At 60.3% G+C, this 17,828-nt stretch carries 17 protein-coding genes; 10 read left to right on the top strand and 7 right to left on the bottom strand.

The genetic code is table 11. The features are described from left to right. Positions 1-130: 130 nt before the first annotated feature. Positions 131-1,588: a PLP-dependent aminotransferase family protein gene (locus DLM_RS12610; protein WP_045845253.1), complete on the bottom strand. Its 1,458-nt coding sequence runs from the start codon at positions 1,586-1,588 to the stop codon at positions 131-133. Between the two features lie 240 nt (positions 1,589-1,828). Here DLM_RS12610 and DLM_RS12605 point away from each other — a divergent pair, with 240 nt between their 5' ends. Continuing rightward, positions 1,829-2,461, top strand: coding sequence for a LysE family translocator (locus DLM_RS12605; protein ID WP_089086045.1), 633 nt, complete (start codon positions 1,829-1,831; stop codon positions 2,459-2,461). A gap of 141 nt (positions 2,462-2,602) precedes the next feature. Next, complete coding sequence (gene gltX, locus DLM_RS12600; protein ID WP_089086046.1) at positions 2,603-3,988, top strand: glutamate--tRNA ligase; 1,386 nt, start codon at positions 2,603-2,605, stop codon at positions 3,986-3,988. Positions 3,989-4,075: 87 nt separating this feature from the next. On the opposite strand, the gene kynU is transcribed toward gltX, so the two are convergent. Beyond that, on the bottom strand, positions 4,076-5,326 hold the full coding sequence (gene kynU / locus DLM_RS12595) for a kynureninase (RefSeq protein WP_089086047.1): 1,251 nt from the start codon (positions 5,324-5,326) through the stop codon (positions 4,076-4,078). A gap of 135 nt (positions 5,327-5,461) precedes the next feature. On the opposite strand from kynU, the gene DLM_RS12590 reads away from it, so the two are divergent. The 4 genes from DLM_RS12590 to arfB all read left to right on the top strand — a co-directional run bounded on the left by DLM_RS12590 (position 5,462) and on the right by arfB (position 8,479). Continuing rightward, entirely contained in the window at positions 5,462-5,923 is a 462-nt protein-coding gene (locus DLM_RS12590; protein WP_089086048.1) for an Lrp/AsnC family transcriptional regulator, read from the top strand. A 186-nt stretch (positions 5,924-6,109) separates the two neighbouring features. Beyond that, positions 6,110-7,354: a nitronate monooxygenase gene (locus tag DLM_RS12585; protein WP_089086049.1), complete on the top strand. Its 1,245-nt coding sequence runs from the start codon at positions 6,110-6,112 to the stop codon at positions 7,352-7,354. A gap of 137 nt (positions 7,355-7,491) precedes the next feature. Further along, positions 7,492-8,097, top strand: coding sequence for a hydrolase (locus DLM_RS12580; protein ID WP_089086050.1), 606 nt, complete (start codon positions 7,492-7,494; stop codon positions 8,095-8,097). Beyond that, a complete protein-coding gene (gene arfB, locus DLM_RS12575) occupies positions 8,078-8,479 on the top strand; it encodes an alternative ribosome rescue aminoacyl-tRNA hydrolase ArfB (RefSeq protein ID WP_089086051.1) in 402 nt (133 codons plus the stop codon). Before DLM_RS12580 ends, arfB begins: the two co-directional genes overlap by 20 nt. 15 nt (positions 8,480-8,494) lie before the next feature. On the opposite strand, the gene DLM_RS12570 is transcribed toward arfB, so the two are convergent. Next, the gene (locus tag DLM_RS12570; RefSeq protein WP_089086052.1) at positions 8,495-9,694 is read right to left on the bottom strand and encodes an EAL domain-containing protein; all 1,200 of its coding nucleotides are present in this window, start codon (positions 9,692-9,694) and stop codon (positions 8,495-8,497) included. A gap of 309 nt (positions 9,695-10,003) precedes the next feature. Continuing rightward, entirely contained in the window at positions 10,004-10,267 is a 264-nt protein-coding gene (infA, locus tag DLM_RS12565) for a translation initiation factor IF-1 (RefSeq protein WP_089086053.1), read from the bottom strand. Between the two features lie 652 nt (positions 10,268-10,919). On the opposite strand from infA, the gene DLM_RS12560 reads away from it, so the two are divergent. Further along, on the top strand, positions 10,920-12,440 hold the full coding sequence (locus DLM_RS12560) for an amino acid permease (protein ID WP_089086054.1): 1,521 nt from the start codon (positions 10,920-10,922) through the stop codon (positions 12,438-12,440). 207 nt (positions 12,441-12,647) lie between these two features. After that, positions 12,648-13,352 carry a MarC family protein gene (locus DLM_RS12555; protein ID WP_089086347.1) on the top strand — a complete coding sequence of 235 codons (705 nt, stop codon included), beginning with the start codon at positions 12,648-12,650 and terminating at the stop codon, positions 13,350-13,352. Here DLM_RS12555 and DLM_RS12550 read toward each other — a convergent pair. Both DLM_RS12550 and DLM_RS12545 read right to left on the bottom strand, forming a co-directional pair. Next, positions 13,248-13,928 (bottom strand): ACP phosphodiesterase, encoded by a 681-nt coding sequence (locus DLM_RS12550; protein WP_089086055.1) that lies wholly within the window; start codon positions 13,926-13,928, stop codon positions 13,248-13,250. The two genes, DLM_RS12555 and DLM_RS12550, sit on opposite strands and share 105 nt — an antisense overlap. Next, positions 13,925-14,515: a HutD family protein gene (locus DLM_RS12545; protein ID WP_089086056.1), complete on the bottom strand. Its 591-nt coding sequence runs from the start codon at positions 14,513-14,515 to the stop codon at positions 13,925-13,927. Before DLM_RS12545 ends, DLM_RS12550 begins: the two co-directional genes overlap by 4 nt. A 278-nt stretch (positions 14,516-14,793) precedes the next feature. Between DLM_RS12545 and yiaY the strand changes: the two genes are divergently transcribed. Beyond that, complete coding sequence (yiaY, locus tag DLM_RS12540) at positions 14,794-15,924, top strand: L-threonine dehydrogenase (protein ID WP_089086057.1); 1,131 nt, start codon at positions 14,794-14,796, stop codon at positions 15,922-15,924. A 55-nt stretch (positions 15,925-15,979) separates the two neighbouring features. On the opposite strand, the gene DLM_RS12535 is transcribed toward yiaY, so the two are convergent. Next, positions 15,980-16,909 carry a LysR family transcriptional regulator gene (locus DLM_RS12535; RefSeq protein ID WP_089086058.1) on the bottom strand — a complete coding sequence of 310 codons (930 nt, stop codon included), beginning with the start codon at positions 16,907-16,909 and terminating at the stop codon, positions 15,980-15,982. 93 nt (positions 16,910-17,002) lie between these two features. Here DLM_RS12535 and DLM_RS12530 point away from each other — a divergent pair, with 93 nt between their 5' ends. Then, positions 17,003-17,779 carry a sulfite exporter TauE/SafE family protein gene (locus DLM_RS12530; RefSeq protein WP_197715397.1) on the top strand — a complete coding sequence of 259 codons (777 nt, stop codon included), beginning with the start codon at positions 17,003-17,005 and terminating at the stop codon, positions 17,777-17,779. Positions 17,780-17,828: the final 49 nt, after the last annotated feature.

Raw genomic sequence — 17,828 nt, 5'->3', positions numbered from 1 at the left:
CTGCCAAGGCGTCCGGGGTGTTCCGAGCATAGTCGATTCATCCCGCAGCGACAATTGTCCGACACAGGGCCGGGCAGCTTAGCCACGCTGCGGGCAACAGGCTCTGATCAGGATCAGACATGCTGAGGGTTCACTCCCCCAGTGTCACCAGGCCGTTTTCTCCCAAGTTGGCCCCCATGTCGGAGGCCAGCTCGCCCACCCGCACCAGCGCCCGTTCGTAGGCTTCGTTCCACGGATAGCAGCAGGACAGCCGCAGGCAGTTGCGATAACGGCCACGCGCCGAATACATCACCCCCGGAACCACGGTAATGCGTTCGGCCAGCGCGGCGTGAAACAGCTCCAGCGTGTCCACCCCGGCGGGCAGTTCCACCCACAACAGGCAGCCGCCGGAGGGCAGGGTGGCGCGGGTGCCTTGTGGAAAGCGGCTGGCCACCGTGCCACGCAGTCGTTCCATCTGGCTCATGAAATGGCGGCGGATCAGCCGCAGGTGATGGTCGTAACCGCCGCTTTCCAGATATTCGGCCAGGGTTTCTTCCAGCAGCCGTGGCTGCCCCAGCGAGCTGGCGCATTTCAGTTGCAATACTTCGCGGGCAAAGCGTCCGGCGGCAATCCAGCCAATGCGAAAACCCGGTGCCAGCGTCTTGCTGTAGCTGGAGCACAGCAGCACCCAGCCATCGCGGTCGAAGGCCTTTACCGCGTCCGGCGTCTGGCTGCCGTAGTGCAGGTCGGCGTGCGGGGCGTCCTCGATCAGCGGAATGCGGTAGTCGTTGACCAGTTGCGCCAGCCGGCGCTTGGCTTCCGGCGGCATGGTGCTGCCCAGCGGGTTGTGTACGGTGGGCATGGCCACGATGGCTTGCAGCCGCTTTTCCGATAGCAGCAATTCCAGTGCGTCCAGTGACAGCCCGCTATTGGGGTGGGTAGGAATCTCGATCACCGACAGGCCCAGGCTTTTGAGCAAGGGCAGCAGGTAAAAATAGGTGGGCGATTCCAGCCCCACCGTATCGCCTGGCTTGCACACGGCGCGCAAGGCCAGTTGCAGCGCTTCGGAACAGCCATTGGTGATGACGATGTCGTCCGGGGCCAGCACGCAGCCCCAACTGACCGCACGCTGGGCAATCTGGCGGCGCAAGCGGGCCGAGCCGGGCGGGAAGGGGTAGTCGGTGGTCAGCTCCGGTTGCTGGCGCAATAGCCGCCCCATGATGTGCTTGAAGCGGTTGGTAGGGTAGAAGTCGCTGCCGCGCGGGCTGGCCAGGGACAGGTCGATGAAATCAGCTGACGTCTGTACCCGCATCACCGCTTCGATATGGTCCACCACTTCGCCGGTGGGCGCGGCTTCGCTCTGGCGGCGCATGCGTGGCAGCGGCAGGCTGGCGGCGGCTTTGACATAAAAGCCGGATTGCGGCCGCGCTTCGATAAAGCCGCGGTCTTCCAGCGTGCGGTAGGCCAGCAGAATGGTGGACGGGCTGACCTTGTGGATGTCACAGGCCTTGCGGACAGAAGGCAGCCGTTCGCCGGCCTGCATCACGCCGTTCTGGATCAGCGTGATCCATTCATTGACCAACTGCTGGTAGAGCGGCTCCTGATTCATGGTGCATTCCTTGGGCGGCGGACGGCTGTCCGGCACAGTTTTTGGCAAAGTGGACCATAACAGTTTGGAGATTGCATAACTGTTATGGTCTCAATTGTATTTTTCTGAATCTGTTATTGTCCAGTCGCTTTACGTACCATGGCAGCATCAAAAACATGGTGCGGTGGCAGGGTTTGCCTGTCGGGCCACAAGCCGGATTACGGCAAGCCTGTCCACCGCCAGCACTGCCCTGGAGTTGTCATGAATCTTGTTGCCCTGGTCACCTATCTGCTGGTGATGTCCATCACCCCCGGCCCCAACAACCTGGTGCTGGCCTCGTCCGGCGTCAATTACGGTTTCAGCCGCACGCTGCCGGCCTTGCTGGGCATGGCGTTGGGACTGGCCGTGCAGATCGGCCTGATGACGGTATTCCTGGGGCAGGTGGCAGGGCTGATCAGCAGCGTGCAGCTGTATCTGGCACTGGCCGGCTGCAGTTATCTGTTGTGGCTGTCCTGGGGCATGGCGCGGGCAGGGGCGGTGGACAAGGCGGATGGCGCGGCGGCACCGATGGGCTTTTCTGGTGGCTTGCTGTTCAACTGGCTCAACCCCAAAGTGTGGCTGATGGGTTTCAATATTGCGGTGGTGTTTTTGCCCAAGCATATGGACCCGCTGGCTGCCGGCCTGCTGTTTGCCGTCATCACCTTTGCCGTGGGCCTGCCCTGCATTGCGCTGTGGGCGGGCAGTGGCGTGGCCATCCGCCGCTGGCTGGCCTCGCCACGGCGCTTGCGTGCCTTCAACTGCGGCATGGCCGCCATGCTGGCCGGTACTGCGTTCTGGCTGATGGCGCAGATGCTGCCAGCCCATATGTTGCCGGTGGTCAGCGCGCTGATCTGATCTGTTCTGAACCGTTCTCCGGCCCTCCCTCAGTCTGGCAAGCGGGAGGGCTTGGCCGATAATCCGAGCCCGCATTTGCGGGCTGTTTTGTTGGCGGCGTACAATAGCGCCTTTCTTCATCCGGCTGGACCTCATTCCATCATGATCCGTACCCGCTTTGCCCCCAGCCCTACCGGCTATCTGCACATTGGTGGCGTGCGTACCGCACTCTTTTCCTGGGCGTATGCCCGCAAGAACAACGGCGTTTTCGTGCTGCGCATCGAGGACACCGACCTTGAACGCTCCACGCCGGAGTCGGTCAAGGCCATCATGGACGGCATGCACTGGGTAGGCCTGGATTATGACGAAGGTCCGTTCTACCAGACCCAGCGTTTTGACCGCTACAAGGAAGTCATCCAGCAGCTGCTGGAATCCGGCCATGCCTACCGCTGCTATTGCAGCAAGGAAGAGCTGGAAGCCATGCGCGCCGAGCAGGAAGCCAAGGGTGAAAAACCGCGCTACGACCGTCGCTGGCGTCCGGAAGAGGGCAAGACCCTGCCGGCCATTCCGGCTGATGTGGAGCCGGTAATCCGCTTCCGCACCCCGCTGGACGGCACTGTCGCCTGGGACGACGCGGTGAAGGGCCGTATCGAATTCTCCAATACCGAGCTGGACGATCTGATCATCGCCCGCCCGGATGGCAGCCCCACCTACAACTTCTGCGTGGTGGTGGACGACTGGGACATGCAGATCACCCATGTGATCCGCGGTGACGACCACGTCAACAATACCCCGCGCCAGATCAACATCCTGAAGGCGCTGAATGCGCCGCTGCCGGTGTATGGCCATCTGCCGATGATCCTGAATGAGGACGGCCAGAAGATGTCCAAGCGCCGCGACGCGGTGAGCGTGGTGGACTACGCCGACAAGGGCATCCTGCCGGAAGCGCTGCTCAACTACCTGGCCCGTCTGGGCTGGGGCCACGGCGATGACGAATTCTTCGACATGAAGCAGTTTGTCGAATGGTTCAGCCTGGAAGCGGTCAGCGCCTCGGCCAGCCGTTTCAACCAGGAAAAATTCCTGTGGCTGAACGCCCAGCACATCAAGGCCGCTGACAACAGCCGCTTGGCAGCGCTGATTGCCCCGCGTCTGGCTGCCGCAGGTGTGGATACCGCCACCGGCCCGGCCATTGAGGACGTGATTGCGCTGGTGAAAGAGCGCATCCAGGACCTGAACGCGCTGGCCGTGGAAGTGGATTACTTCTACAAGAAACGCGAAGCCGCTGCTGCCGATGTGGAAAAACACCTGGCTGGCGACGCCGTGGCACGCATGGGCCGCTTTGCCGACAAGCTGGCGGCACTGGATAGCTGGACCGCCGAAAGCATCCACGAACTGTTCAAGCCGTTCTGCGCCGAAGAAGGCATCAAGATGGGCCAACTGGGCATGCCGCTGCGCGTGCTGGTGTGTGGCACCACCCAGACTCCGTCGGTGGATGCCGTGCTGGCGCTGATCGGCAAGGAAGAAGTGCTGCGCCGCCTGCGCGCCTGAGCGGTTTTTCAGACGAACCCAATCACTTTCTCAGCAGCCTAAAAGCCACCCTGCGGGGTGGCTTTTTTTGTGCGCATGGGCAGGGAATCAGGTCACCGCATGGCGCTGCTGGAACTGCGGCTGATCCCAGTTGGCGCCATCCAGAATGTCGCGCAGGGTTTCCACCGCATCCCATACGTCAACATGGCGCAGGTAGAGCGGGGTGATGCCAAAGCGCAGCACTTCCGGTTCGCGGTAGTCGCCAATCACCCCACGGGCGATCAGCGCCTGCATCACCGCATAGCCTTGCGGGTGACGATAGCTGACATGGCTGCCGCGCTGTGCGTGATTCCGCGGGGTGATCAGGGTCAGCGGATGGTGGGCGCAGCGTTGTTCCACCAGCTGGATGAACAGGTCGGTGAGTGCCAGCGATTTTTCGCGCAGTGCCGTCATGCTGGTTTGCAAGGTGGCATCCAGTCCGCACTCCACCAGTGCCATGGACAGGATGGGCTGGGTGCCGCACAAAAAGCGGCGTATACCGTGGGCAGGCTGGTAGTCCGCCGCCATGTCAAACGGACGAGAGTGCCCCCACCAGCCGGATAGTGGTTGCCAGAAGCGGTCCTGATGGCGTGCTGCCACCCAGATGAAGGCCGGGGAGCCCGGTCCGCCATTCAGGTATTTATAAGTACAGCCCACGGCAAAGTCGGCCTCGCTTGCATTGAGGTCGACCGGTACGGCACCGGCCGCATGGGCCAGGTCCCAGATGGTGAGGGCGCCATGACGGCGTGCCTGCGCCGTCACTGCCGCCATGTCATGCATGGCACCGGTACGGTAATTGACGTGCGATAGCAGTAGCACCGCCACGTCTTCGTTCAATGCTTGTTCCAGCGGCAGGCTGTCGTCGATCAGCCGCATTTCATAGCCTTGCTGCAGCAGGTCCATCATGCCCTGGATCATGTACAGGTCGGTGGGGAAGTTGTCGCGCTCGGAGACAATCACCTTGCGCTGCGGGGCGGCTTGCTGCTGGATGCGGATGGCGGCAGCCAGTGCCTTGAAGATATTGAGCGAGGTGGTGTCGGTGATGACCACTTCGTCGCTGCCGGCACCGATCAGCCCCGCCAGCTTGTTGCCCAGCCGACGCGGCAGCTCGAACCAGCCGGCCGTATTCCAACTGCGGATCAGCCCTTCACCCCATTCCGCGCGCAATACTTGCAGGCTGCGCTCTTCAGCGGCCTGTGGCAGCACGCCCAGCGAGTTGCCATCCAGATAAATCACATCTTGCGGCAGTCGGAATTGCTGGCGCAGTCCGGCCAGTTCGTCGCTGGCATCGGCTGCCAGGCAGTGTTCACGCGTCAGCATGGTGTAGTCTCCTTGGTGGGGGAAACATCATGGTAGCACTGGCTTGATTGTGAACAATTGCAAGTTCTGCTTGCTGATTGCCAGTATTTTGCAGATTATTCGAATTAGTGAATGAATAATGAAAGAAACGTGCAAATGCAGCTCGACGCAATCGACATGCGCATCCTGCGCGCCTTGCAGGACAATGGCCGCCTGAGCAATCAGGACCTGGCCGAGCAGGTGGCGCTGTCGCCTTCTGCCTGCTTGCGCCGGGTACGAACGCTGGAAGAGGAGGGCCTGATCCGCGCCTACCGTGCCGAGCTGGACGCCGTGGCGCTGGGCTTCGAGCTGGAAGCCATTGTGCAGGTAACGCTGGATCGCAGCCGCGATGATTGGCATGGCGAGTTCCTGCAGCAGATGCAGGCCTTTGAGGAGGTGACGGCTGCCTATGTGGTGACCGGGCCGTGCAATTACATCCTGCAGCTGCGTTGCCGTAATCTGGCGGCGTTTTCCGACTTTATTGTGGAGCGTCTCAACAAGGTGCCCGGCATGCGCGATATCTGCTCGCACATCGTGATGAAAACCCTGAAAGACAGCCGCCATCAGCTTCCGCTCTGATCAGGGCCTGCCATGCACTGGGCGTAACAAAGCCGGTCTATGCTGCGTGTGGATGCCTGTCTGTCGGTCCTGCCCTGCTGTTGTTCAGCACCACTTACCTGGGGTGTGAGCAAAAACTCTAGAAAAGTGGATTTTGTGGCGAGGGATGGGGGATAATGCCGCCCAGCCAAACTGAGGTGCATCAAAATGAAGTGTGTTGACGATTTCCGCCTGCGTCTGGGCAAGCATGAACTGGTTCCCATCATGGTGGGTGGCATGGGCGTGGACATCTCCACCGTCGCCCTGTCGCTGGAGGCTGCCCGTCTGGGTGGCATCGGCCATATCTCCGATGCCATGGTACCCACGGTGACGGACCGTCGCTTCAACACCAAGTTTGTCAAGGACAAGCTCAAGCAGTACAAATTCAACGTCGAGAACGCCGACAAGTCGGTGGTGAAGTTCGACCTGGACATCCTGGCCGAGGCAACCAGGTTGCACGTGGGCTCCGCCATGGAGGCCAAAAAGGGCGACGGGCTGATTTTCATCAACTGTATGGAAAAGCTCACCATGAACGCGCCCAAGGAAACCCTGCGCGTGCGTATGCAAACCGCCATGGATGCCGGTATTGACGGCATTACCCTGGCGGCCGGTCTGCATCTGGGCTCTTTCTCGCTGATTGAAGATCACCCGCGTTTTCGCGACGTGAAGCTGGGCATCATTGTTTCGTCCCTGCGCGCCTTGCAGCTGTTCCTGAAAAAGTCGTCCCGTACCGGCCGTCTGCCGGACTACGTGGTGGTGGAAGGCCCGCTGGCTGGCGGCCATCTGGGCTTTGGCATGGACTGGGCAGAGTACGATCTGGCCACCATCGTGGCGGAAATCCGCGCCTGGATGCAGGCAGAACAGCTGGACATCCCGCTGATTCCGGCTGGTGGCATCTTTACCGGCAGCGATGCAGTCGGCTTCCTGGAAAACGGTGCCAGTGCCGTACAAGTAGCCACCCGCTTCACCGTCACCCGCGAATGCGGCCTGCCGGAAAAAGTGCAGCAGGAATACTTCAAGGCCACCGAAGATGATATTGAGGTGAACCAGTTGTCGCCGACCGGTTACCCGATGCGCATGATCAAGTCCTGCCCGGCTATCGGCGATGGCATTCGCCCCAATTGCGAGGCTTACGGCTATCTGCTGGATGCCAATGGTAGCTGTTCCTATATCCAGGCGTACAACCGCGAAGTGGCAGCCCATCCGGGCGAGCGCCGCATCAAGGTGATGGACAAGACCTGTCTGTGTACCCATATGCGTAATTTCGATTGCTGGACCTGCGGTCAGTACACCTACCGCCTGAAGGATACGACCCGTCGCAATGAAGACGGCAGCTACCAGATCCTCAGCGCCGAACACGTGTTCAAGGACTACCAGTTCAGCAAGGATGGCAAGGTAGCCTTGCCGGACTGACAAGGTACGCAAACCCGGTCTGGCTGGACCGGTTGGTAGAGAATGGCGAATCGCTGCGGCGCTTCGCCATTTTTCTTGTTGAAGCGGCACTGGCAGTAGTATCGTCAGAGCCTGTCTTGTCACTTTTGAGGAATGCCATGCCGCAACGTCTGGACCCCGCCACCACCGCCCTGATCCTGATCGACTTGCAACAGGGCATCCTGGGTTTTGCCAAGCAGCCCTATGATACCGAGCAGGTGCTGGAGCACTCCGCCGCGCTGGCCAAAGCCTTCCGAGCCGCCGGTGCGCCGGTGGTGCTGGTGCGGGTAGGCTGGTCGGCGGATGGTGGCGATGCGCTGCAGTTGCCGACCGATCTGGTGCCGCCGGCCACGCCGGTGCCGGACAACTGGTTGCAACAACCGGCCGAGCTGGAGGTGGCTGCCAGTGATATCCAGATCATCAAGCGGCAGTGGAATGCGTTTTACGGCACCGAGCTGGATTTGCAGCTGCGTCGGCGTGGTATCCGCACCGTGGTGCTGGCCGGCATTTCCACCCATATCGGCGTGGATTCCACCGCGCGTGCGGCCTGGGAGCGCAATTATGCGGTGGTGCTGGCCGAAGATGCCATGAGCTGCCAGGTGCTGGAATGTCACCAGTTTTCCGTCAAGCATATTTTCCCGCGCCTGGGCCGGGTGCGTAGTACGGCCCAGGTGTTGCAAGCCCTAGCGGCGGGGAAGGGTGGCAGTGAGTCGTTATCCGCTTGATCCGAACCAGGTTGAACTGACGGCGATCCGGGCGCAGGGGGCCGGCGGCCAGAACGTCAACAAGGTGTCCTCCGCCATTCACCTGCGTTTTGACGTGATGGCCTCCAGCCTGCCCGATCACATCAAGCAGCGCCTGCTGGCCATGGCCGACGCCCGCTTGAGCAAGCAGGGCGTCATCATCATCAAGGCGCAGCAGCACCGCACGCAGGAGTTGAACCGGGACGATGCACTGGCGCGTCTGCAAGCCATGGTGGATGCGGTGTCGCACCAGCCCAAGGCCAGGCTGGCCACCCGTCCCACCTATGGTTCACGTCAGCGCAGGCTAGAGGGGAAATCCCGGCGCAGCGGCATCAAGGCCTTGCGTGGTCGGGTGGATGACTGAACCGGCTGGGCGGGCTCAGGCGCGGCGACTGGACTGACAACTTGGAAACAGGTGTCGGCCCAGCTCTTCGGCTGGCACCGGTTTGCACAGCAAAAAGCCTTGCAGTTCGATATCCGGATGGTGCGCGCACAGGAAGTCCAGGTCCTGGGGGTTATCTATGCCTTCGGCCACCATGCGCAGACCCAGCTCGCGCGCGATATTGGCCATGCCGGCAATGATGCTCTGGCTGCGGGCGTCGCGGTGAATGTCCTTGATCAGGATGCGATCGAACTTCAGTTCGGTCAGTGGCAGGTTCTTGATGTGTTCTAGTGTGGTGTGGCCGGTGCCAAAGTCATCCAGCGACAATTCGAAGCCGCGCATGCGCAGGCGCAGCAGGGTGGCCAGCGTGTGGCCGAAATTGGTGAAGGCCATGGTTTCGGTGATTTCCAGCACAATGCGGTCAAACGCGAGGCCGCGCGATTCCACTTGTTCCACCAGCCAGTCCAGAAATTCCCGGTCGTCCAGCAGGCGGCGCGACAGGTTGATCGACAGGCGCAAATCTTGCGTATCCGGCCCGCGGATCAGCAAATCCAGGCCGGTTTGCACAATGCGGTGGGTCAGCAGGGAAATGAAGCCTTCATGCTCCAGCATGCCGATGAACTGGTTGGGCCCCAGTATGCCCATGGTGGGGTGACGCCAGCGTGCCAGCGCTTCAATCTGCACCGCCTTGCCCTGGCGCAGGTCGTAAATCGGCTGATAGAACGCACAAAACTGGTTGTGTGCCAGGCCGGTGATGATGTCGATCAGCGGCAGGCTGCTCTTGTTGTCGATGATGTCCTGCGGCAAGTCCAGCAGGCGGGTGATTTCGGTCAGGAACAGATTGTCATCAATCGGTTTGGCCAGATGACCAATGCCGGTGAAGCCCAGCTCTTGCGCTGCGCGCACGCTGTTGGCCAGCAATTCCGGCGAGTGGCCGCTGATGAGCAGCAGCGAGGGAATATGTGGTTGGCGGGATAGGTGTTCCACCAGCTCGATACCATCCATGCCCGGCATATTCAGGTCGGTAATCACCAGGTCGAGCGTGGGAATCTGCCGGCTAAGCTGGAAGGCCCAACTGCCATCGGCGGCTTCATGTACCACGGCATTGGGGATCTGCTGACACAGTTCTTTGAGCAGCTTGCGCTGACTGCTGCTGTCTTCGGCAAGCAGAATCTGTCTTGGCGGTTTACTGGTCATGGCGGACGCGCTGAGGGAGGAGTATTCCTCAATCTAAGCAGGTGTCATGCAATCTTTCCAGTTAAAAAACGGATAGATAGCGATTTCGTAAGTGGAAGCTGTAATGAGATGGCCGGATTGTGCGCTTTTTGTGAAAAAAATAGCGCTCAGCCAGCAGGGGGATGGCAGGGGTGGTCGGCCATGGCGATGCCAGCGCAAGGCTGGCCAGCTTTCAGGCAGAAACAAAGCGATTCCGCGTGCCTTGGCAAGCGGAAAGAGGCTGCGCGACCCTGCAGGTGGGCTGAGTGGCCGCGAGACAGGCGTGGCTGCTTAGCGGCGCTTGAAGTGCTGCGGGGCCGGGCCGCCGACCGGAGCGGTCGGATGGCGGAAATTGATGCGACCCTTGGTCAGGTCGTACGGGGACATTTCCACGGTAACGCGGTCGCCCACCAGTACGCGGATACGGTGCATTTTCATTTTGCCCGAGCCATAGGCCAGGATTTCCACATTGTTGTCTAGGCGCACGCGAAAGCGCGATTCCGGCAGCATTTCAATAACGACGCCTTGCAGTTCGATCATGTCTTCTTTGGACATTAACGATTCCTTTCAGTGTAACGGGTGGGCCAATAGCCCATGCGGCAGTCCCTCACGGAGCGCCGCACGATCTGTGATAACAGATTGCTTCTATCGATAACCAAGCAGGTAAGACTGGCAGCACATGCAAAATGTGCCGTTACCAAGGCAAGGCAGACGGATTGAAACCCCGATTGGGGAACGGTCCGGAAGGAGGCAGCGCGCATTATACGGCTAAATGGCTGATTTGTCAGCACAAATGAACAGTGAATCCACATTTGCTGCCAGGTTTTGTCTGCTGGCGGCAAAAACACTTATGCATCCGCAGCTTAGCGTGGTTGTCTGCATGTTGCATGCAGCACAGCGCCGACGCTGGCGAGGGGGTGGCACCGGTGTTGCAGCCGCTTGGGCCGGTGCTGGCGGTCGCTCTGCCTGGTCTGTCTGGCGCGGGTGCGGGCGTGGCCTGACAGGGCGTGGCGGAGCCTGGTCAAATCCTTGATATATGTCACAAAAGGAAAATTCAACATTCATATTCTTACAATTCAATACAAAAATGCACTGGATTATTCCTGCTCTTGCTGACATCCTGTAGGGTTTCGATCATCACGTTTTGCTGATATTTGCCAGCGGAGCAAAACGCTATCAGTTGTAAACCCTGCAGTAGGACAGACTTATGGAAAACAATAGAGAAGGCGAAGGACTCCGGCGCAGCCTGCAGGCGCGTCATTTGTCCATGATCGCCATTGGCGGCTCCATCGGTACCGGCCTGTTTCTGGCTTCCGGTGCCACCGTCGCCTCCGCCGGGCCGGGTGGGGCCTTGCTGTCGTATGCCCTGATCGGCCTGATGGTGTATTTCCTGATGACCAGCCTGGGCGAGATGGCGGCTTTCATGCCGGTGTCCGGCTCGTTTCAGGTGTATGGCTCGCGCTTTGTTGATCACTCCTTCGGTTTCGCCCAGGGCTGGAATTATTGGTACAACTGGGCGGTCACCATTGCGGTGGAGTTGGCTGCGGCCGCCATCGTGATGCATTACTGGTTGCCCACCGTGCCGGGCGTGGTGTGGAGTGCGCTGTTTCTGGCCATTATCTTTGCCCTCAACTATTTCTCGGTAAAGGGCTTTGGCGAGGCGGAGTTCTGGTGTTCCATGCTCAAGGTGATCACCATCATCGCCTTCATCATCGTGGGTTTCATGATGATCTGGGGCATCATGACCAATCCGGACAGCAGCCGTTATTCACCCGGCCTGAATGTGTTCATGCATGGTGACGGTCCCTTTGTCGGCGGGATGGCGGCCTTTGTCAGCGTGTCGATGATTGTGGGCTTTTCCTTCCAGGGGACCGAGCTGATCGGCGTGGCCGCAGGGGAGTCCAGCCAACCGGCCAAGACCATTCCGCGCGCGGTAAAGCAGATTTTCTGGCGCATCCTGATGTTCTACATGCTGTCCATCCTGATCATCGGCTTTATCCTGCCGTATAACGATCCGCTGCTACTGAAGAATGATGTACAGGATGTGGGGGCCAGCCCGTTCACCCTGGTGTTCAGCCGTGCCGGTCTCGCGCTGTCGGCCAGCCTGATGAATGCGGTGATCCTGTCTGCCATTCTGTCGGCGGGTAATTCCGGCATGTATGCCTCCACCCGCATGCTGTACGTGATGGCACAGAACAAGATGGCACCGGCCTGGTTTGGCAAGTTGTCCGACAGCGGTGTGCCGCGCAATGCGCTATATGCCACCACGGCGATTGCCGCACTGTGTTTTCTTACCTCCTTGTTTGAAAGCAATGCGGTATATCTGTGGCTGCTTAATTCCTCCGGCATGACCGGCTTCATTGCCTGGCTGGGCATTGCCATCTGCCATTACCGCTTCCGCCGTGCTTATGTGCGGCAGGGGTATGATCTGGCCGATCTGCCGTATAAGGCGCGCTGGTTTCCGTTGGGGCCGCTGTTTGCCTTTGCGCTGTGCATGTTGATCATGCTGGGTCAGAATTACGCCGCCTTCACCAGTGCCAAGGTGGACTGGAATGGCGTCGTGGCCACCTATATCGGTATTCCGCTGTTCTTGCTGCTGTGGCTGGGCTACAAATGGAAGCATGGCAGCAAGCTGATTGCGCTGGACAAGATTGCCCTGGCCCAGGCGCATGCCCAGTTGGAGCCCGCCGCATCGGCCACGCGTATGGCACAACAGGCTGCGGATTGAGCGCATTGCGCCGCTTGTCGCAGCAGCCCGGCTCCGCCGGGCTTTTTTCATGCCGGTGACGGGCTGGCGGCACAATTTTTTTATCGGCTGCGCTGTGCGGCGGCAGTGCGCACGTTACAATCGGCGCGCAATGCACTGCATGACAAAGTGCAGTATGCCAGACCACCATCCCCCACCAAGCAGGCCACTGGCCCGGAGAACAATAACATGGCCCTGATGTCACTTTTTTTCAGCAAATATCTGTTTGTGCTGGCAGCCTTGCTGCCCATCATCAATCCGCCCGGCCTGGTGCCCATCTTCATTTCGATGACGGCACGCAACAGCAAGCAGCAGCGGGCGTTTCTGGCGCGGCGTATTGCCATGTACTGCTTCCTGTTGCTGCTGGGCAGCATGTATGTGGGCAGTTTCGTGCTGGAGTTTTTTGGTGTGTCCTTGCCGGTGGTGCAGTTGTCCGGCGGCTTGCTGATTTCACTGGCGGCCTGGCGCATGCTCAATGACAACCCGGCGGAAAGCAACCAGCCTTCCAGTGAGCCGGTGCGGCAGGAGAATCGTGATGAGCTGAAGCAGCGGGCGTTTTATCCGCTGACCTTCCCGCTGACGGTGGGGCCGGGTTCGATTTCGGTGTCCATCACCGTGGGTGCGTCGATGACCGTAACCGGCAAGCCCATGGTCAAATACATGCTGGTGCCGATGGCCAGCCTGGCGGCGGTGCTGTCATTGGCCGTGCTGGTGTACATGTGTTATCGCCATGCTGACAAGCTGCTGGGCTATCTGGGCCAGACCGGCTCGGTGGTGTTCCTGCGCCTGTCAGCCTTCATCCTGATGTGCCTGGGGGTGCAGATCATGTGGGAAGGGGTGGAGCAGTTGTTCTCCGAACTGATCCAGAGCAATGCCAGCCTGCTGCATCGCTGAGGCATCGCCGCCCATTGCCTGCTGCAGCTGCGGGTAAAAGTCGATGAAGTCCTGCTCCAGTGCGTCATAGTGCTGCAGCAGGTCGTCAATGCCGGCCGCAACCGGGTTGTCACGCCGGATGCGGTGGCGGGAAAAGCCGCGCAGCACGGCGGCTATCCCCGCAATCTCGGCATAGGATAGCAGCCAGTCTTCTGCCTGCATGCGCGGCAGGATTTCCAACAGGCGTGGCGGCAGCCATTGGCGATGCGCCTGCAGTTCGGCGTAACTGCGGCGGGTAAAGTCGGCCAGCGGCATGCTGCAAAAGCGCGCCCAGTGCCGCGCCAGGAAGTGATCATAGAAAATATCCACCAGAATGCCGGCATAGCGTCGTCGTATCGGTGCGATGCGGCTTTTGCTTTGCATCACCAGCGGATGGCGGTCGGTGTGGCTGTCTATCCGGCGGTGCAGGGCCATGCCTTGCTGCAGTGCTGGCGGCAGGTGTAAGGCATGGGATGGCTTGAGAAAGTCGCCCAGCAGATTGCCAACGCGCGCCGCCGGGTTGTCCGGTGCCAGATGCAGGTGGGCCAGGTAGTTCATGCCGGGCCATGCCGGTTAAGCCGCACCACGATGATACGGGCCTGTTCGGTACTGCAGATGGTCAGGTTCGTCCCCGTTTCCAGCAGCAAGGCATCCTGCGTCTGCAGGGTGCAACGGCGACCATCTTCGCGCTGTATGGTCAGCGCATTGCCTGCCGCCAGCACCACCAGCAGTACATCGTCACGGCTTTGCAACTGGTGCTGGCCGCATAGTTGGAAACTTTCCACCTGCTGCCGGAAGCGCTCTCGCCGGGTCATGATATTGAAGTCGGTCACGGCTCCATCCTGCAACTGACTGTGAATGGGCTCTTCCCCGGCAAAGGCCAGCGGCTGGCTATCCCTGTCCAGCAGGCTGTGGCTGCCATCGCCGCGTTGCAGCAGCAAGCCCTGGCCATCCAGCAGCAGTAACTGGCGGTCCACGCCGGCAAACTGCGAAAACGGACCATCGCTCGCCACGCTGGCCATGCTGATGCGGTAGTCGAAGTTGTCCAGCGTGGCATCCGGTGGGGAGATCAGGATCTGGCGCGTGGTGCCGCCGCCATTTTTCCACGGCGTGGTCAGATAGTTGCGGGCAGACAGGGTGTGCATGGCGGGCTCGGACAGGCAAAACCGTGATTATCGCCTTAATGCCGGCGTGCTTGCACCTGCTCTCCGGCGGGCGGGCATCGAGGTGCGCAGGGGCGGAATTTTGTAGTGCTCCAACTACAAAGAGCGGGTTTTGATCTGACGCAATATGCCATTCCACTGTAGTGCCAAGATGAGATCAAACCTTACAGGCGCGACAGGCCAGGCCGGATGGCCCTGCTGGTGGCGGGAGCCTCCCGCAGCAGGCAGGTCGCACCAACCCCACCCTAAGGAGATTAATCATGGCTACCAGCGCTTTCTTCATTCCTTCCGTCAACCTGATGGGAGCCGGCTGCTTGCAGCAGGCCGTAGACAGCATGCAGGCCCAGGGTTTCAAGCGAGCCCTCATCGTCACTGACGCCGGCCTGGTCAAGACCGGCCTGGCCGGCAAGGTTGCCTCGCTGTTGGCGGCGGCTGATATCCAGTCCGCGGTGTTTGACGGCGTGCATCCCAATCCGACCAGTGCCAATGTGAATGCCGGCCTGGCCTTGCTGCAGGAAAAGCAGTGTGATGTGGTGATTTCGCTGGGCGGTGGTTCGCCGCACGACTGTGCCAAGGCTATCGCCCTGGTGGCGATCAATGGCGGCAAGATCCAGGACTACGAAGGCGTGGACAAGTCGGCCAAGCCGCAACTGCCGCTGGTGGCCATCAATACCACTGCCGGTACTGCCAGTGAAATGACGCGTTTTTGCATCATCACCGACGAGGCACGCCACATCAAGATGGCCATCGTGGACAAGCACACCACGCCGATTCTGTCGGTAAACGACCCGGAAACCATGGCCGGCATGCCGCCATCGCTGACTGCCGCCACCGGCATGGATGCGCTCACCCATGCCATCGAGGCCTATGTGTCGACCATCGCCACGCCGATTACCGACGCCTGCGCACTGAAGGCCATCAGCCTGATCGTGGCCTACCTGCCGCGTGCCGTGGAAAACGGCCAGGACATGGAAGCGCGTGAGCAAATGGCCTATGCCCAGTTCCTGGCCGGCATGGCCTTCAACAACGCATCGCTGGGTTATGTGCATGCCATGGCGCACCAGTTGGGTGGTTTCTACGATTTGCCGCATGGTGTGTGCAATGCCGTGTTGCTGCCGCATGTGCAGGTGTTCAACAGCAAGGTGGCTGCCGCCCGTCTGGCCGATGTTGCGGTGGCACTGGGCGCGAAGGCTGAAGCCGCGGAGGCTATTGCAGCCATTCGTCAACTGGCTGCCCGCGTGGGCATTCCGGCTGGTTTGACCCAGCTTGGCGTGAAAGAAGAAGATATCCCGGTGCTGGCTACCAATGCCCTGAAAGACGCCTGCGGCTTTACCAATCCGGTTCAGGCCACGCACGAAGAAATCTGCGCCATCTACCGCGCAGCCATGTAAGCCTGCTATCGCCTGATGTGCAGCCAACAGAGCCGGCCTTGCCGGCTCTTTTTCATCAGGAAGCCGCCTGCAGGCTGTTGCCAAAACCGGCGCTTTGGGCAGCGCTGCGGATGGCGTCCAGCACCAGTCTGGCCTTGCGCGGGATGCGGCGGCTGGCAAACACGGCATGCATCTGCGCGTCTTCGCCACGGTTGGATACGATGCGGTAGTCCGGGCACAGCCGCACCAGTTGACCGCTGGCCACCAGTGGTTCGGCCAGCCAGTCGCCCATGCGTGCCACGCCCCAGCCGGCCAGGGCCGCCTGCAGCACCGCATTGCCGGAACTCACCCGATGGCTGGCATTCAGGTTGAGGCTGACCTGATGGCTGTCCGAAACGAAATTCCAGGCTTTGAGAATGCGCGGTGCGGCATGAATCAGGATGGCGTGTTCGCTCAGTTCTTCCGGCTGCCGTGGCAGGCCCCGGCTGGCAACATAGGCCGGGCTGGCGTACAGGCGGCGTTGATAAGGCCATAGCGGAAAGCCGATCAGTTCGCTGGAGGCGGGGTAGGCACCACGGATGCTGAAGTCCAGCTTCTCGCGGATGGGCTCCAGAATGGTGTCGCTGTACAGGATGTCAAAACGCAGTTGCGGATTGTGCTCGGCCAGTTGTTGCAGGATGGGTGGCAGGAAATGGCTGGCCATCACCTCGGGTGCGGAAAAGCGCAGCCAGCCACGCGGCGCACTGCCCAGCGCCGCCAGATCGTCTTCCACTTCTTCCTGCAGTTGCAGAATTTGTCGCGCGGTATCGTAGTAGGCTTCGCCGGCCATGGTGAGGCTGACTTGTTTTTGCGAGCGGGCCAGCAGGCTGGTGCCCAGGTTTTCTTCCAGCGCCTGCACCGCTCGGGTGGCGCTGCTGGGCGAGGTACCCAACTGGCGTGCCGCTGAAACAAAGCTTTTGCGTTCCACCACGGCGCAGAACACCTGCAACTCCCATAGCAACTTCATTCTTGCCCCCTGTATTGCAATAACTGCAACACGGTATTGCAACAACATGGGCGGTGCAAGCCCTACAATGGCTTCCATTATCAGGAGGCAGTCATGTTGTTGACCTTGGGATTCTTGTGTTTCTTCTCTTTCATGGCCGGTCTGATCGATGCGGCCGTTGGCGGTGGCGGCTTGATCCAGACCCCGGCGCTGTTCAATTTTCTGCCGCAATATTCGGCAGCCACGCTGTTTGGCACCAACAAGATGTCTTCGGCAGTGGGAACCTTGTCGGCCACGCGCTCGTATTTGCAGCGGGTGCGCCTGCCGTGGAAGCTGGTGATTCCGGCGGCCATCACCGCCTTTATCATGTCCTTTGCCGGGGCGGCCACGGTAAACGCCATTCCCAAGTCGGTGATCCGCCCGCTGGTGCTGGTGCTGCTGGTGTTGATGGCCATGTATACGCTGTGGAAAAAAGACTTCGGCAAGTTGCACAAGCCGGTGACGATAGGGCGGCGCGAGATGGCCGTCGGCATGGCCATTGGCGGGGCCATCGGTTTTTATGATGGCTTGTTTGGTCCTGGTACTGGCAGCTTCCTGATTTTCCTGTTCATCCGTTTTTTTGCCTTTGATTTCCTGCATGCCTCGGCCGCGGCCAAGGTGGTCAACCTCACCACCAATGTGGCCGCGCTGGCCTTTTTCATTCCTACCGGCAATGTGCTGTTCCAGTACGCCATTCCGATGGCCGGTTTCAATGTGCTGGGTGCGATGACCGGTTCCTGGGTGGCGATGAAAAAAGGCGCGGGCTTTGTGCGGGTGTTGTTCCTGCTGCTGACTACGGTGTTGATCGGCAAACTGGCCTGGGACATGGTGCAGCCCTGGTTGCATGGCTGAATCCGGCGTGCCGGCTGAAATGAAAAAGACCACGCGATATCGCGTGGTC

Source organism: Aquitalea magnusonii (assembly GCF_002217795.2).
GTDB classification, from domain to species: domain Bacteria; phylum Pseudomonadota; class Gammaproteobacteria; order Burkholderiales; family Chromobacteriaceae; genus Aquitalea; species Aquitalea magnusonii_B.
The sequence above is the reverse complement of the archived record's forward strand: the minus strand, read 5'-3'. Positions and strand labels throughout refer to the sequence as shown.

Excerpts from the sequence above, each read along its gene's own strand:
- DLM_RS12535 (WP_089086058.1), bottom strand. The coding sequence starts at position 16,909 with ATGAAGTTGCTATGGGAGTTGCAGGTGTTCTGCGCCGTGGTGGAACGC.
- DLM_RS12555 (WP_089086347.1), top strand. The coding sequence starts at position 12,648 with ATGGCCCTGATGTCACTTTTTTTCAGCAAATATCTGTTTGTGCTGGCA.
- DLM_RS12610 (WP_045845253.1), bottom strand. The coding sequence starts at position 1,588 with ATGAATCAGGAGCCGCTCTACCAGCAGTTGGTCAATGAATGGATCACG.
- DLM_RS12530 (WP_197715397.1), top strand. The coding sequence starts at position 17,003 with ATGTTGTTGACCTTGGGATTCTTGTGTTTCTTCTCTTTCATGGCCGGT.
- kynU (WP_089086047.1), bottom strand. The coding sequence starts at position 5,326 with ATGCTGACGCGTGAACACTGCCTGGCAGCCGATGCCAGCGACGAACTG.
- DLM_RS12580 (WP_089086050.1), top strand. The coding sequence starts at position 7,492 with ATGCCGCAACGTCTGGACCCCGCCACCACCGCCCTGATCCTGATCGAC.
- DLM_RS12550 (WP_089086055.1), bottom strand. The coding sequence starts at position 13,928 with ATGAACTACCTGGCCCACCTGCATCTGGCACCGGACAACCCGGCGGCG.
- gltX (WP_089086046.1), top strand. The coding sequence starts at position 2,603 with ATGATCCGTACCCGCTTTGCCCCCAGCCCTACCGGCTATCTGCACATT.
- DLM_RS12585 (WP_089086049.1), top strand. The coding sequence starts at position 6,110 with ATGAAGTGTGTTGACGATTTCCGCCTGCGTCTGGGCAAGCATGAACTG.
- DLM_RS12545 (WP_089086056.1), bottom strand. The coding sequence starts at position 14,515 with ATGCACACCCTGTCTGCCCGCAACTATCTGACCACGCCGTGGAAAAAT.
- DLM_RS12590 (WP_089086048.1), top strand. The coding sequence starts at position 5,462 with ATGCAGCTCGACGCAATCGACATGCGCATCCTGCGCGCCTTGCAGGAC.
- yiaY (WP_089086057.1), top strand. The coding sequence starts at position 14,794 with ATGGCTACCAGCGCTTTCTTCATTCCTTCCGTCAACCTGATGGGAGCC.
- DLM_RS12605 (WP_089086045.1), top strand. The coding sequence starts at position 1,829 with ATGAATCTTGTTGCCCTGGTCACCTATCTGCTGGTGATGTCCATCACC.
- infA (WP_089086053.1), bottom strand. The coding sequence starts at position 10,267 with ATGTCCAAAGAAGACATGATCGAACTGCAAGGCGTCGTTATTGAAATG.
- DLM_RS12570 (WP_089086052.1), bottom strand. The coding sequence starts at position 9,694 with ATGACCAGTAAACCGCCAAGACAGATTCTGCTTGCCGAAGACAGCAGC.
- DLM_RS12560 (WP_089086054.1), top strand. The coding sequence starts at position 10,920 with ATGGAAAACAATAGAGAAGGCGAAGGACTCCGGCGCAGCCTGCAGGCG.